Annotated in this window: 12 protein-coding genes; 3 read left to right on the top strand and 9 right to left on the bottom strand. The window is 62.9% G+C overall.

Annotated features, from left to right (window positions below; genetic code table 11):
* Positions 1–43: 43 nt before the first annotated feature.
* Both Q0974_RS09695 and cysQ read left to right on the top strand, forming a co-directional pair.
* Positions 44–1624 (top strand): long-chain-fatty-acid--CoA ligase, encoded by a 1581-nt coding sequence (locus tag Q0974_RS09695; protein ID WP_299327019.1) that lies wholly within the window; start codon positions 44–46, stop codon positions 1622–1624.
* Between the two features lie 87 nt (positions 1625–1711).
* Positions 1712–2485, top strand: coding sequence for a 3'(2'),5'-bisphosphate nucleotidase CysQ (cysQ, locus tag Q0974_RS09690; protein ID WP_299327016.1), 774 nt, complete (start codon positions 1712–1714; stop codon positions 2483–2485).
* 149 nt (positions 2486–2634) lie between these two features.
* On the opposite strand, the gene Q0974_RS09685 is transcribed toward cysQ, so the two are convergent.
* The 9 genes from Q0974_RS09685 to fsa all read right to left on the bottom strand — a co-directional run bounded on the left by Q0974_RS09685 (position 2635) and on the right by fsa (position 12056).
* Positions 2635–3414, bottom strand: coding sequence for an SDR family oxidoreductase (locus tag Q0974_RS09685; RefSeq protein WP_299327014.1), 780 nt, complete (start codon positions 3412–3414; stop codon positions 2635–2637).
* 36 nt (positions 3415–3450) lie between these two features.
* Positions 3451–4347, bottom strand: a complete 897-nt coding sequence (locus tag Q0974_RS09680; RefSeq protein WP_299327012.1) for a crotonase/enoyl-CoA hydratase family protein — start codon at positions 4345–4347, stop codon at positions 3451–3453.
* A gap of 179 nt (positions 4348–4526) precedes the next feature.
* Entirely contained in the window at positions 4527–6458 is a 1932-nt protein-coding gene (locus Q0974_RS09675; protein WP_299327010.1) for an acetyl/propionyl/methylcrotonyl-CoA carboxylase subunit alpha, read from the bottom strand.
* A complete protein-coding gene (locus tag Q0974_RS09670; RefSeq protein WP_299327008.1) occupies positions 6458–7180 on the bottom strand; it encodes a hypothetical protein in 723 nt (240 codons plus the stop codon). Before Q0974_RS09670 ends, Q0974_RS09675 begins: the two co-directional genes overlap by 1 nt.
* 7 nt (positions 7181–7187) lie before the next feature.
* Positions 7188–8789, bottom strand: coding sequence for a carboxyl transferase domain-containing protein (locus tag Q0974_RS09665; RefSeq protein ID WP_299327006.1), 1602 nt, complete (start codon positions 8787–8789; stop codon positions 7188–7190).
* Positions 8786–9136 (bottom strand): hypothetical protein, encoded by a 351-nt coding sequence (locus Q0974_RS09660; protein ID WP_299327004.1) that lies wholly within the window; start codon positions 9134–9136, stop codon positions 8786–8788. The genes Q0974_RS09665 and Q0974_RS09660 overlap by 4 nt, the downstream gene beginning before the upstream one ends.
* Positions 9133–10089 carry an NAD(P)-dependent oxidoreductase gene (locus Q0974_RS09655; RefSeq protein ID WP_299327002.1) on the bottom strand — a complete coding sequence of 319 codons (957 nt, stop codon included), beginning with the start codon at positions 10087–10089 and terminating at the stop codon, positions 9133–9135. Before Q0974_RS09655 ends, Q0974_RS09660 begins: the two co-directional genes overlap by 4 nt.
* The gene (locus Q0974_RS09650; RefSeq protein WP_299327001.1) at positions 10090–11247 is read right to left on the bottom strand and encodes an isovaleryl-CoA dehydrogenase; all 1158 of its coding nucleotides are present in this window, start codon (positions 11245–11247) and stop codon (positions 10090–10092) included.
* Positions 11248–11402: 155 nt separating this feature from the next.
* Complete coding sequence (gene fsa, locus Q0974_RS09645; RefSeq protein WP_299326999.1) at positions 11403–12056, bottom strand: fructose-6-phosphate aldolase; 654 nt, start codon at positions 12054–12056, stop codon at positions 11403–11405.
* Between the two features lie 143 nt (positions 12057–12199).
* On the opposite strand from fsa, the gene Q0974_RS09640 reads away from it, so the two are divergent.
* Complete coding sequence (locus Q0974_RS09640) at positions 12200–14365, top strand: primosomal protein N' (RefSeq protein ID WP_299326997.1); 2166 nt, start codon at positions 12200–12202, stop codon at positions 14363–14365.
* The last annotated feature ends 1 nt before the right edge of the window (position 14366 follow it).

Genomic DNA, 14366 nt, shown 5'->3' with positions numbered 1-14366 from the left:
GTCGGATCGATATGCCGGCTCAAGAGAATAATCGGAGAGTGGAATGCATCAACTACACACGGCGAGCACGCTGGACGAACTGGCGGATTTCTGGGCCGAACACCGGCCGGACAGCGTCGCTTATCGTTTTGAAGGCCGCGTCACGACATTCGCCGAGGTGAAAGAGACGATGGAAGCGCTGGCCCGCGGGCTGCAGCGCGCCGATCTCGGCTCGGGCAAGCGGATCGCCTGGCTCGGCAAGAATAGCGACTGGTATTTCTTCCTGCTCTTCGCCGCGGCGCGGGTCGGCGCGACGATCGTGCCGATCGGGTGGCGGCTCGCCGAACCTGAAATGAAGTTTATCATTTCTGACGCCGAGGCCGAAGCGATCGTCGCAACGCCCGATTTCCTCGAAACGGGTAAGGCGCTGGCCGATTCCATCGACGCGGTGCGCGTGTTCTGGGCATCTGAGGATGGCGGCGACGTGCCCTCGCTCGGCGATATTGCGGATGAGGCGCGCGAGGACGATGCGCCACCGAAACCAGGTCGCGGCGATGCGCTGGTCCAGCTCTATACCTCGGGCACGACCGGCAATCCCAAGGGCGTGGTGCTGACCCACGGCAATTTCCTCGACCTCGGCAGCGATCCCGATATTCAGACGCCGGACTGGGATAATTGGACGGAGAAGGAATCCGGCCTCGATCCGATGCCCGTCGCCCATATCGCGGGCACGGGCTATGGTTTGATCCCCTATAATTACGGATCGGCCTGTACGATTACGCGCGAATTCGATCCGGGCGAGATTCTCGATCTGATCGACCGGCGCGAAGTAACGCGCTTTTTCCTCGTGCCGGCAGCGCTTCAGTTCCTGCTCATGCATCCGAAGATGGCCGAGACCGATACCAGCCATGTATCCCAGGTCGGCTATGGCGCCTCGCCGATCCCGCTCGATCTCTTACGCGCCTGCATCAAGGCCTTCCCCAATGCGGGTTTCGTGCAGTCCTATGGGATGACGGAGACGACCGGCGCCGTCGCCATCCTGCCGCCCGCGGATCATGATCCCGACGGCAATGAACGGATGCGCTCGGCGGGCAAGGCGCTGCCGGGCTGCGAGATCAAGATCGTCGATGAAAACGGCAGTGATCTGTCCAATGGCGAGATCGGCGAGATCGTGACGCGCTCGCCCAAAAACATGGCCTATTATTGGAAACAGCCGGAAAAGACCGCCGAAACCGTGCGCGACGATGGCTGGCTGCACACGGGCGATGCCGGTTACATGGACGAAGATGGCTATGTCTATATCCAGGACCGGATCAAGGACATGATCATTTCGGGCGGCGAGAATGTCTATCCGGCCGAAGTCGAAAATGCGCTCTACAGCCACCCGAAGGTCGCCGATGCGGCCGTGATCGGAGTGCCCGACGAGAAATGGGGCGAGGCGGTCAAGGCCGTCATCGTTCGGACACCGGGCGAGGAGCTCAGCGAGGACGATGTGATCGCATACTCACGCACGCAGATCGCGGCGTTCAAATGCCCGAAATCGGTCGATTTTATCGACATGCTGCCGCGCAACGCCAGCGGAAAAATCCTCAGAAAGGATTTGCGCGCGCCCTATTGGGAAGGCAAGGAGCGGCAGGTGAATTGACGCCGCGCGGCGTCCCGCACTGTCCCATATTGTCCCACCCTGCAAACTTCCGGCGGCCTTATGCAACGCGAAACCCATCTTGAGCTGATGATTGACCTCGCCCTGAAAGGGGGCGCGGCGATCGATGCGATTTACCAGACCGATTTCGATGCCGAAGCGAAGGGAGACGGCTCGCCCGTCACCGCCGCCGACAAGGAGGCCGAGGCGGTCATCGAAGCGGGGCTCAAGGCCGCCCAGCCCGATATTCCGATCCTCGCCGAAGAGGCAGCGTCCGAGGGTCGCATCCCGGAATTGGGCAACCGCTTCTTCCTCGTCGATCCGCTGGACGGCACGCGCGAATTCGTCTCGCGCAACGGCGAGTTCACGGTCAATATCGCGCTGATCGATCATGGCCGCCCGATCTCGGGCGTCGTCTATGCTCCGGCAATCAAGAAGCTCTATTATGGCGCGAGCGGCGAAGGCGCTTTCTATCAGGAAATCGCACCCGGCCAGCCCCGCACGGAAGCCGAGCGTCCGCACGAGATCGAAGCGCGCTCCGTTTTCCACAAGAACCTGATCGCCGTCGCCAGCCGCAGCCACCGCTCACCCGAGACCGAAGCACTACTCGACAAGATCGGCGTCAAGGATTTCACCCCCGCCGGCTCCAGCCTCAAATTCTGCCTCGTCGCGCAGGGATCGGCGGACGTCTATCCACGCCTCGGTCGGACGATGGAATGGGATACGGGCGCGGGCCAGGCGGTTCTGGAGGCCGCCGGCGGCCGCGTGATGATGCTGGACGGCGAAACCGAAACCGGGCCGCTCACCTACAACAAGAGCGAGCGCGGCTTCGATAATCCGCATTTTATTGCGTGGGGGCGATAGGCTTTTTGTCAGACTCGACCTGTCGGTCGAGCGCGGCACCGGCCCGCACCCCCTCCCGACCTCCCAACTAGGGTACACTCAATGTGAGGTCGGGAGGGGGTGCGGGCCGGTGCCGCGATTTTTCCGCTGAGGAAAAATTCTGACGAAAACTACCCACCCATCGACCGACCGCACGAGCTCGCGCCGTCGACCGGGATCACAGCGCCCGACACATATCCGGCCATATCGGACGACAGGAACATCGCCATATTCGCTATCTCCTCGATTTCGCCCCAGCGGCCGAGCGGCACGGCTTTCTTCGAATGCTCGGCGGCCTCTTCGGTCGGTGCGAGCCGCTCCATCCCTTCGGTCCCGCCGATCGGGCCCGGCGCGATCGAGTTTACGCGCACGCCTTCCGGCCCCCATTCCATCGCCAGTGTCCGGGTGACCTGATCGATCCCGGCCTTGGCCGCGCAGGCATGGACCTGAAACGGCATCGCGATCCAGGCCTGCGGAGCGGAGATGTTGATCACCGAAGCGCCCGGCTTTCTGAGGCTTTCGTAAGCGGCGCGCATCACGTTGAACGTGCCGAGCAGATCGATATCGATGACCGACTTGAACCCGTTCGGGCTGAGCCCGGCAGCCGGCGCGAGAAAATTGCCCGCAGCACCCGACACCAGCACATCGATCTTACCGCGCTCGGTGACGAAATCATGCACGGCTTTCTGCACCGCCTCCGCATCGCGCACATCGAGCGAAAAGCCGAGCGCCGATCCATGATCATTGCCGAGCTGGGCGACGGCCGCATTGACCTTATCCTGCGAGCGGCTGGCGACGCCGAGCCGCGCCCCGGCCGCGGCAAAACCCTTGGCGATGCCGAGATTGATCCCGCTGGTGCCACCAAACACCATGACATTCTTGGCTGTAAAATCGAAATGGGGTGCGCTCATCGTCTATCCTCTCAAGAAATCGGGTTGGGCCGGGTATCAAAATTCCGGATCGTCGAACCATTGATGCAGGTCCGGCATGTCCGAACTGACTGTGTTCGGATAGTCGGCCGGGCGCTTTTCGAGGAACGACACGACGCCCTCTTTCGCATCCTCCTGCCGCCCGCGATACCAGATCGCGCGGCTATCCATCCGGTGCGCTTCGATCGGATGGTCGGCGCCCAGCATGCGCCAGAGCATCTGCCGCGTCATCGCGATCGATACCGGCGCGCTTTCGTCCGTCATCTCTTTCGCCAGCGCCCGCGCGGCCGGGATAAGAGCGCCGGGCGTATAGACGCCGCGTACGAGACCGCCCTGATGCGCTTCCTCCGCGCCGAACACCTTGCCCGAATAGCACCATTCCAATGCCCGGCTGATCCCGACAAGCCGCGGCAGGAACCAGCTCGATGCCGCCTCGGGCACGATACCGCGCCGCGCAAAGACGAAACCGAACCGCGCCGTATCGGCCGCCAGCCGCACATCCATCGGCAAGGTCATCGTCGAGCCGACACCGACCGCCGCCCCGTTGATCGCGCCGATTACCGGCTTCCTGCAGTTGAAGATGCGCAAGGTGAGCTGCCCGCCGCCATCGCGCGCGCCGCGATGGTTCCAGTCGACGGTGCCGTCTTCCCGGATCGGCGTTTCGCGGTCTAGCCGCTTGTCATAGTCGAACGTATCGCCGCCGGAAGACAGATCCGCCCCGGCGCAAAAGGCCCGGTCGCCCTCGCCCGTCACGATGACCGCCCGAACATCGTCGTCGGCATCGGCCTCATCGAACGCGGCGATCATCTCGTGCATCATGCGCTCGGTAAAGGCGTTCATCTTTTCCGGGCGATTGAGCGTGATCGTAAAGATGCCGTCCGAAAGATCGGTCAGGATGGTTTGATAGTCGGCCATAAAGTTCCTCCGGTTCCTCTCCCCTTGCGGGCGAGGATATGAAGACTCGGCGCCCCGCGCCTAGTCGAAATTGGAGAGGGGTAGCGGCTCGGCAAGTTTAACGCTCGCCTCTGCTCGCTCTGTACCCTCTCCTTGGCGACGCTTCGCGCCGCCTTTCCCTCTCCCGAACTGGGAGAGGGCTATTCCTCCCCCGCCTCAATCTGCACGAGCAGCGTGCCTTCGGAGACCTGCCCGCCGGTTTCGGCGTTAAGCTCCGCGACCGTCCCATCGAACGGCGCGGTCAGGCTGTGCTCCATCTTCATCGCCTCGAGCGTGACGAGCTTGTCGCCCTTGGCCACCGTATCACCCGCGGCAACGCTGACCGCGATGATCTTGCCCGGCATGGGCGAGAGGATCGCGCCGTCTGAGGCAGCCCCGGCGGCAGCACCCTCGCTGCGCGCCATTACAAATCGATAGGGCTGTCCCCGATCCACCACCAGCCAGGCATCGCCGTGATCCATCCGCGCCGCATGATACAGCCATCCATCGGCTTCATCCCCGCGCTCGTCGAATGGCAAGACTCGGCTTTCGCCGCCCGAACTGATCGCCATTTCGCGGCGCGGCGCACCATTCAGGCGAAAGCCGGAGCCCGCCACCCAAGGGCCGTTCGCACCCGTGCCGTCCTTCTGGGCAGACCCCTCGATCTCGTCCTGAAAGCGCAGCGCGGCGGCCGCCCACACGGCGTCGGCGGGTTCCGCCGGCGGAATCAGGCTATCTCCTGCCTCGGCGATAAACGCCGTCGTTATGTCGCCGGCCCGAAAGCTCTCACTTTCAAGGCAGCGGTACAGGAAGCCGGCATTGGTTTTCACCGGCCAGATATTGCTGTTGCGAACCATGACCTGCAGATCGCCAATCGCATCTTCGCGGGTCGGCGCGCGGGCGACCAGCTTTGCAATCATCGGGTCGTAAAATGGCGAGACGCTGTCGCCCTGCTCCACTCCGGTTTCGACGCGAAACACGCCCGGCTTTTCGTCAATAAACGACAGAAATTCGAGACGTCCCGTACTCGGGAGAAAACCGCTCGCCGGGTCCTCCGCATAGAGCCGCGCTTCCATCGCCCAGCCATCTATGCTGAGTTCGTCCTGCGTCTTCGGCAGCTTCTCGCCGCTCGCTACGCGCAGCTGCCATTCGACCAAGTCCTGCCCGGTAATCTCCTCGGTCACCGGATGCTCGACCTGCAGCCGCGTGTTCATTTCCATGAACCAGATACGATCGGCGCGCAGGCCTTCGGACGCATCGGCGATAAATTCGATCGTGCCGGCGCCCTCATAATCGACCGCCTTGGCGGCGCGGACGGCGGCGGCGCAGACCTCTTCGCGCGTTTCCGCATCCATGCCCGGCGCGGGGGCTTCCTCGATCACTTTCTGATGGCGGCGCTGGAGCGAGCAATCGCGCTCGAACAGATGGACGACATTGCCGTGGCTATCGCCAAAGACCTGCACCTCGATATGGCGCGGGCTCTCGATCCATTTTTCCAGGAGCACGATATCGTTGCCGAACGCGGCCTTGGCCTCGCGGCGGCAGGATTGCAGCGCGTCCGAGAAATCCTCGGCCGTCTCGACCTTGCGCATCCCCTTGCCGCCGCCGCCCGCGACCGCCTTGATCAACACCGGATAGCCGATCTGCTCTGCCTGTTCGGCGAGAAAATCGACATCCTGCTTCTCGCCAAGATAGCCGGGCGTCGTCGGCACGCCCGCCTCGTCCATCAGCTTCTTCGCCGCATCCTTGAGGCCCATGGCGCGGATACTCTCCGGCTTCGGCCCGACCCAGATCAGACCCGCGTCGATCACCGCCTGCGCGAAATCCGCATTCTCGGAGAGAAACCCATAGCCCGGATGGATCGCCTCGGCAGCACTATCTTTGGCAGCCGCGATAATCTTCTCGCCGACCAGATAGCTCTCAGCGGCCGGCGACGGCCCGATATGCACGGCCTCATCCGCCTCGCGCACATGCAGCGCCTTGGCGTCGGCATCGGAATAGACGGCAACGGTGCGGATGCCGAGCCTGCGCGCGGTGCGGATGATCCGGCACGCGATCTCGCCGCGATTGGCTATGAGGAGGGAGGAGATCATTAGTCAGTCTCCGATGCACTTATGACAGCTAAGCGCGAAGTAAGAGGATCGTGCACCGTGAACAGAAAAATTCCCCACCATTCTAAACCTGCTTCAAAGAACCTTGAGAAACGCTCTAATTCAGGGGTACTCCAATCGTAAACTACTGGTGTCGAATTGATCCTAAGAGCAGCTTGATCCACGGTCGGCGAATAGCCGCTAGGGAAAATTTGCTCGTTTAGAAGGTCAAATATCTCTTGAAATCTTGGACCATGCTTGAAGTGGTTCGGTCCATGAACAGCATTGGAAAAAGCGTAAGCATAGTTTCCACGACATTCGATCTCTGGACAATCGAAACCCCCAGCTTTTTGCGATTTTGTCGCATATTTCGGCAGATCTACAAGCGGTGTGTTTTCTATCCTGCTCCCATCGGCAAACTCCCAGTATCCCTGTTCAACCAATAGCCCGCGGTTAAAATCATACCAGCGCCCGAAGAATTCGCGAATGTTGAGCGAAACTGGCTCAATTCCTTCTAAAACATCGGCATTGATGTACGCATATGCGTCTTCAACTTCGACAAAGTAGCGACCCGGATTAGTGTCCGGCATCCTCGCCATGTGCTCAACTATTGCTTTGCGAACAACTCCCATTGAGCCGTCTATGTCGGACCAAAACGAAAAGAGTGATGAACCACCAAGCTCATGATATTCTTGAATTATTGGAGGGTTTGAAATTTGCTCCATCCGAACATCACATCCTGAACACGCCGAACGCCGGCCGCTCGGGTATCTCCGCTTCCAGCGTCGCGGCAAACGCCAACCCCAGCACATCGCGCGTCTGCGCCGGATCGATGATGCCGTCGTCCCAGAGGCGTGCGGTGGCGTGCCAGGGGTTGCCTTCATCCTCGTACTTTTGCCGGATCGGGACCTTGAAGGCTTCGGCTTCGTCCTCGGTCCATTGGTCGGCGTCGCGGTGGACGGTCGCCAGCACGCTCGCCGCCTGTTCGCCGCCCATCACGCTAATCCTACTGTTGGGCCAGGTGAACAGGAAGCGCGGGCCGTATGCCCGCCCCGCCATGCCGTAATTGCCGGCGCCGAAGCTGCCGCCGATCAGCACGGTGATCTTGGGCACGGTCGCCGTCGCGACCGCCGTCACCAGCTTCGCGCCATGCTTGGCGATCCCCTCGGCCTCATATTTCCCACCGACCATGAAGCCCGAGATATTCTGCAAAAACAGCAGCGGGATGCGGCGCTGGCAGGCGAGCTCGATAAAATGTGCGCCCTTCTGCGCACTCTCGCTGAACAGCACGCCGTTATTGGCGAGGATCGCGACCGGCATGCCCCAGATATGCGCAAAGCCGCAGACCAGCGTCGATCCGTACAGCGCCTTGAACTCGTGAAACTCGCTGCCATCGACGATCCGCGCGATGATCTCATGCACGTCATAGGGCGCGCGGACATCGTCCGGGATGATGCCGTACAGCTCTTCGGCGTCGAACTTCGGCGCGCGCGGTTCGACGCGTTTGACGCCCGGATCGTGCGGCACGTTCAGCGTCGAGACGATATCGCGGACGATGGTCAGCGCATGTTCGTCATTCTCGGCGACATGATCGACAACGCCGGACTTGCGGCCATGCAGATCGCCGCCGCCCAGATCCTCGGCACTGATCTCCTCGCCCGTCGCCGCTTTGACGAGCGGCGGCCCGGCGAGGAAGATCGTGCCCTGGTTGCGGACGATCACCGTCTCGTCGGACATCGCCGGGACGTACGCCCCGCCCGCCGTGCAGCTCCCCATGACGCAGGCGATCTGCGGGATGCCGAGCGCCGACATATTCGCCTGGTTGAAGAAGATACGCCCGAAATGTTCGCGATCCGGGAAGACCTCGGCCTGATGCGGCAGGTTCGCGCCGCCGCTATCGACGAGATAGATGCAGGGCAACCGGTTCTCCTGCGCGATCTCCTGCGCGCGCAGATGCTTCTTGACCGTCATGGGGTAATAGGTACCGCCCTTCACCGTCGCATCGTTGCAGACGATCATGCACTGGCGGCCGGAGACACGCCCGATGCCCGCGATCATCCCGGCGCCCGGCACCTCGCCGCCATACATATCGCAGGCGGCGAGCTGGCCGATTTCGAGGAACGGCGAACCCGGATCGAGCAGCCGCTCGACGCGATCCCGCGGCAGCAGTTTGCCGCGCGACAGATGCCGCTCGCGATGTTTCTCCGTCCCGCCAAGCGCCGCCTTCGCGACATCGGCACGCAACGCCTCGACCAGTTCGCGGTTATGCGCGGCATTGGCGCGAAAAGCCTCGCCGTTCGTGTCGACGGCGCTGTCGAGAACCGGCGCGCTCATAATACCCCTCCTAGAATTGCGAACAGCCCGGCTGCACTAAGGAACGGCCAGCCGATATGCTGGCCGCGCGTGAAAATCGCATCCGCAACACCGACCGCCAGCCAGGCGCCGCCGGCGAACAGAACAAGCCCGTCCGGCGTTCCGGGCCAGACGACGAGTGCGGCCGAGACGATCATCAACAGCGAGGTGAAATGCCAGGCGAAACGCACGACCTTGCGGGAAAGAGGCTGGGTCAGCACCGTCTTGTCCTGCGCCAAAAGCGGTATGATCAGCCGTTTCTCGCCAAAAAAAGAATGGATCGCCGCCGTCAGCACCATCAGCAGCGCGGATGCCCAGAGCCAGGTCACCCTACCAACTCCTTTGGCGAACTGTAGCTGGGATCGTGGCTATAGGGCAGCGGCGCATCCGCGCGCATCGCGGCGAGAATGGCGGCGAAATCGGTTTTCGGCCGGAAACCCAAAAGCCGCTCGGCCTTGGAAGGGTCATATACCCGATCGATCGTTTCGGGCAGTTGCCAGCCGCGTTCGGCATAAAGCTGATCGGCGTCGGGGAAGTAAAGTGCGATGACGGTGCGGGCGTCGCGCTTCAGCGCCGCGCAATCGTCGCGCGAAAAGGCCGGCGAGGCGGAGAGGACGAACGTCTCGCATCCAAGCCCGCCAATCCCGTCGATCGCCGCGATATGCGCCTCGGCCGCATCGTCCACACTGAGCCGCCGGTTGAGAAACTCATTGGCTTTCAGATTCGGGCCTGCGGTCGATGTGATGGTGTCGTCGTCTTCCGGGAAGAAACGGCCGGTCCGCAAAATCGCGATGTCCATGCCATGCAGGCCCGCATAGAGGCGGCAGAGATTTTCGGCCGCGGCCTTGGTGACGCCGTAAATGTTGCGCGGCGGGCCGGCGAAGAAATCCTCGTCCATCCAGAATGCCGTGTCCGCATCGCCCGCGCGCACGGCGTCGGAGACCATCAGCGAGGTCGTCGAGGTGAACAGAAACCGGTCATGCCCGGCACGCGCCGCCGCTTCGAGAAGGTTCAGCGTGCCGCTGACATTGACGTCGACAAAAGTTTGCGCCGGATAGCGCACGATATCGGGCTTATGCAGCGCGCCCGCATGGATGACCAATTCGATGCGCTCGTCCGTCACCAGTGCGTCGACCAGCGCCTTGTCGGCCACCGATCCGATATGATCGGTATCGGCGCCATCCGCCACGTCGAGCCCGACGACATCATGCCCGGCCTCGTGCAAGCGGGGCGCCAGATGGCGGCCCAGCCAGCCCGACGATCCGGTGAGCAGGACTTTCACCTATGCTGCCCCGATCAGTTCGCGGCCGATCAGCATCCGGCGGATCTCGTTGGTACCTGCGCCGATATCGAGCAGCTTCGCATCGCGCATGTAACGCTCGACGGGCCAGTCCTTGGTGTAGCCCGCACCGCCGAGCGCCTGCACGGCTTCGAGCGCGACCTTCACCGCATTTTCGCTCGCGAGCAGGATGGAACCCGCCGCATCGAAGCGCGTCGTCAGGCCCGCGTCACAGGCGCGCGCGACCGCGTAAACGTACGCCCGCGCCGAATTCAGCGCGACATACATGTCGGCGACCTTGGCCTGCATGAGCTGGAAACTGCCGATCGGCTGGCCGAACTGTTTGCGCTCACGCACATAGGGCAGCACGGTATCGAGGCAGGCTTGCATGATGCCGAGCTGGATCGCGGCGAGCACCGCGCGCTCATAATCGAGGCCGCTCATCAGCACGCCGACCCCACCATTGACCGGGCCCATGACATTCTCGTCCGGAACCTCGCAGTCATTGAAGACAAGCTCGGCCGTCGGGCTACCGCGCATGCCGACCTTGTCGATCTTCTGGCCGATCGAGAAGCCCGGCATATCCTTTTCGATCAGGAACGCCGTAATCCCGCCCGACCCCTCACCGGTCTTGCCATAGACGACGAGCGTATCGGCATAGGCGGCGTTTGTGATCCAGAATTTGGTGCCATTCAGGATATAACCGCCCTGCACAGCCTCGGCCTTCAGCTTCATGCCCACAACGTCGGAGCCGGCAGCCGCTTCGGACATGGCGAGGCTGCCGACATGCTCGCCCGAGATCAGCCCCGGCAAATATTTGGCCTTCTGCTCGTCATTGCCCCAGCGGCGGATCTGGTTGACGCAGAGGTTCGAGTGGGCACCATAGCTGAGGCCGACCGAGGCACTCGCCCGGCTGACTTCCTCGACCGCCACGCAATGTTCAAGATAGCCGAGCCCGAGCCCGCCCCATTCTTCCTCGACCGTGATGCCGTGCAGCCCCAGCTCGCCCATTTGCGGCCAGAGTTCGGTCGGAAACCAGTCCTCCTCGTCGATCTTCTTGGACAGCGGTTCGATCTTGTCGGCGGCGAAACGCGATGTCGTCTCGCGGATCATATCGGCGGTTTCGCCAAGACCGAAATCGAGGGTGGGAGCGGCGGACATAGGGCAACCTTCTGTTGAAAGAATGTTGCTTTAGCAAGGAAGCGCAATCGTCGAAAGGCTATCGTGCTCCTGCGCAGGCAGGAGCCTAGGGCTGCGAACCTTATCGCTAGTGGCCCTGGATTCCTGCCTGCGCAGGAATACGGACCAAGCAAGCATCAGCCGATCGACTGACCCGTCTTTTCCCAGTCCGCGAGGAACGCCGCGAGGCCCTTGTCGGTCAGCGGATGGTTGAACAGCTTGAGGATCACGTCGGGCGGCATCGTCGCGACATCGGCGCCCATCTTCGCACTCTCGAGGATATGGACCGGATGGCGGACCGAGGCGACGAGAATTTCGGTGGGAAAATCGTAATTGTCGTAGATGATCCGAATCTCGGAGATCAGGTTCATTCCGTCATAGCCGATATCGTCATGCCGCCCCACGAAAGGCGAGATGAAGCTCGCGCCCGCCTTGGCCGCAAGCAGCGCCTGGTTCGCGGTAAAGCAGAGCGTGACATTGACCATCGTCCCGTCGCCCGTCAGCGCCTTGCAGGTCTTCAGCCCATCGACGGTCAGCGGCACCTTGATCGCTATATTGTCAGCGATCTTCCGCAGGACCTCGGCCTCGACCATCATCGCTTCATGCTCGGTCGCGACGACTTCGGCGGACACCGGGCCATCGACAATCCCGCAAATCTCCTTCGTCACTTCCATGATATCGCGGCCCGATTTGTGGATCAGCGATGGATTGGTCGTGACACCATCGACCAGCCCGGTGGCGGCGAGCTCCCGAATGGCGTCGGTATCGGCGGTATCGGCGAAGAATTTCATGGGCGCGGGTCCTGTATCGAAAGGCGAGTCGTGCGGAGCGTATCGCGGAATCGTGACAGCCGTTAACCCGCCTATCCACAGACAAAGCGGCAAGAGCGGGCGCACGACTTTCCTGCCCGTGCGCAATGCCTATTGTAGTGCCTATGTCCCGCGTCCGCGTCCTCATTCTCAAAGCCGCGCTCGGCCCGCTCGATTATCGGGTGCCGGATGGCATGGACGCGCCGCCGGGCAGCATCGTGAAGGCGCCGCTCGGCCCGCGCCAGGTGACGGGCGTGGTCTGGGACGAGGGACGGCTCGAAGGAAAGCCGGTCGCGGCGGAGAAGTTGCGGCCGATCCTCGGCGTCTATGATTCGCCGCCGATCCCCGAAACGCTGCGGCGTTTGATCGAATGGACCGCCGATTATTATCTGGCCCCCCTGGCCTCGGTGCTCCGCATGAGCCTCGCCTCCACCAGCGGCTATTCGGGCGAGAAAACAATCACGGAGTATCGCGCCTCGGGCGGGATGCCCGAACGGATGACGCCGAAACGCGAACAGGCGCTCGAACTGATCGGCGACAATCAGGGGATCATCCGCGAACTCTCCGAGATCGGCGAGGTGTCGGTCGGTGTGATCCGGGGCCTCGTGAAAGCCGGCGCGCTCGAACCGGTCGAGGTGTCGCTCGACGCACCTTTCCCGCTGCCCGATCCCGATTTCGGGCCGCCGGAACTGGAGGACGGCCAGCACAAGGCGAGCGCGCGGCTCGTCGAGGCGGTCAGGGCGCGCGAGTTCGCGCCGATCATGCTCGACGGCGTGACAGGTTCCGGCAAGACCGAGGTCTATTTCGAAGCCGTCGCCGAAGCCTTGCGCATGGGCCGGCAGACGCTCGTCCTGTTACCCGAGATCGCGCTGACCGAACCGTTCCTCACCCGCTTCACCGCGCGCTTCGGCTGCGAGCCCGTCGCCTGGCATTCGGGGCTGCGGCAATCGGAACGCCGCCGGGCGTGGCGCGCCATCGCGACCGGTGAAGCGAAGGTGACGGTCGGCGCGCGCTCCTCGCTCTTCCTCCCCTATCCCGAACTCGGCCTGATCATCGTCGACGAGGCCCATGAAAGCGCATTCAAACAGGAAGAAGGCGTCATGTATCACGCGCGCGACGTCGCCGTGATGCGCGGGCATTTCGAAAGTTTCCCGATCGTCCTCGCTTCGGCGACGCCAGCGATCGAGACGAAGCAGATGGTCGAGATCGGGCGCTATGAAAGCGTCACGCTACCCGGCCGCTATGGCGCGGCCGAACTGCCCGAACTGGCCGCGATCGACATGCTGCAGGACCCGCCGCCACGCGGTTCCTGGCTCGCGCCGACCCTCGTCCGCGCGGTCGAGGAAACCTTGGCGCGCAAAGAACAGTCGCTGCTTTTTCTCAACCGCCGCGGCTATGCGCCCCTCACCCTGTGCCGAAACTGCGGCCATCGCTTCCAATGCCCAAACTGCACGGCCTGGATGGTCGAGCATCGCTTGCTCGGCCGCCTTGCCTGCCATCATTGCGGCCATGTCATGCCGCCGCCCGACGAATGCCCCGAGTGTGGTGCGACGGACAGTCTCGTCGCCTGCGGCCCGGGCGTCGAGCGGATCGCCGACGAGGTGGCGGCGCTCTTTCCCGAGACAAACACCGCCATCGTCACCTCGGACACGCTCTGGTCGCCAGCGAAAGCCGCCGAGTTCGTCCACCGGATGGAGGCGAACGATATCGATATCGTGATCGGCACGCAGCTCGTGACCAAAGGCTATCACTTCCCGAACCTGACGCTGGTCGGCGTCGTCGATGCCGATCTCGGCCTGCAGGGCGGCGATCTGCGCGCGGCCGAACGGACGTTCCAGCAGATCATGCAGGTTTCGGGACGCGCCGGGCGCGGCGAGAAGCCGGGCCGCGTGTTCATCCAGACGCACGACCCGACCGCTCCGGTCATCGAGGCGCTGGTTTCGGGCGATGCCGAAAGCTTCTACGCCGCCGAGACCGAAGCCCGCCGCTTCGCCGGCGCCCCACCCTTCGGCCGCTATGCGGGAATCGTCATATCCTCGGAAGACGAGAAAGAGGCATTCGAAACCGCGCGGGTCATCGGCCAGACCGCACCCAAGGTCGAGGGCATGATGGTCCTCGGCCCCGCCCCGGCCCCGCTCGCCATGCTGCGCGGCCGCCACCGCCAGCGCCTCCTCGTCCACGCCCGCCGGGCGCTCGACGTACAGAGCGTGATCCGCGACTGGTTGGGCGAGCGGGATTGGCCGAAAGGCGTGCGCGTGACGGTGGATGTCGATCCGTACAGTTTTCTGTGAA

It is taken from the genome of Parasphingopyxis sp. (assembly GCF_028279465.1).
In the GTDB taxonomy this organism is placed as follows: Bacteria; Pseudomonadota; Alphaproteobacteria; order Sphingomonadales; family Sphingomonadaceae; genus Parasphingopyxis.
The sequence above is the reverse complement of the archived record's forward strand: the minus strand, read 5'-3'. Positions and strand labels throughout refer to the sequence as shown.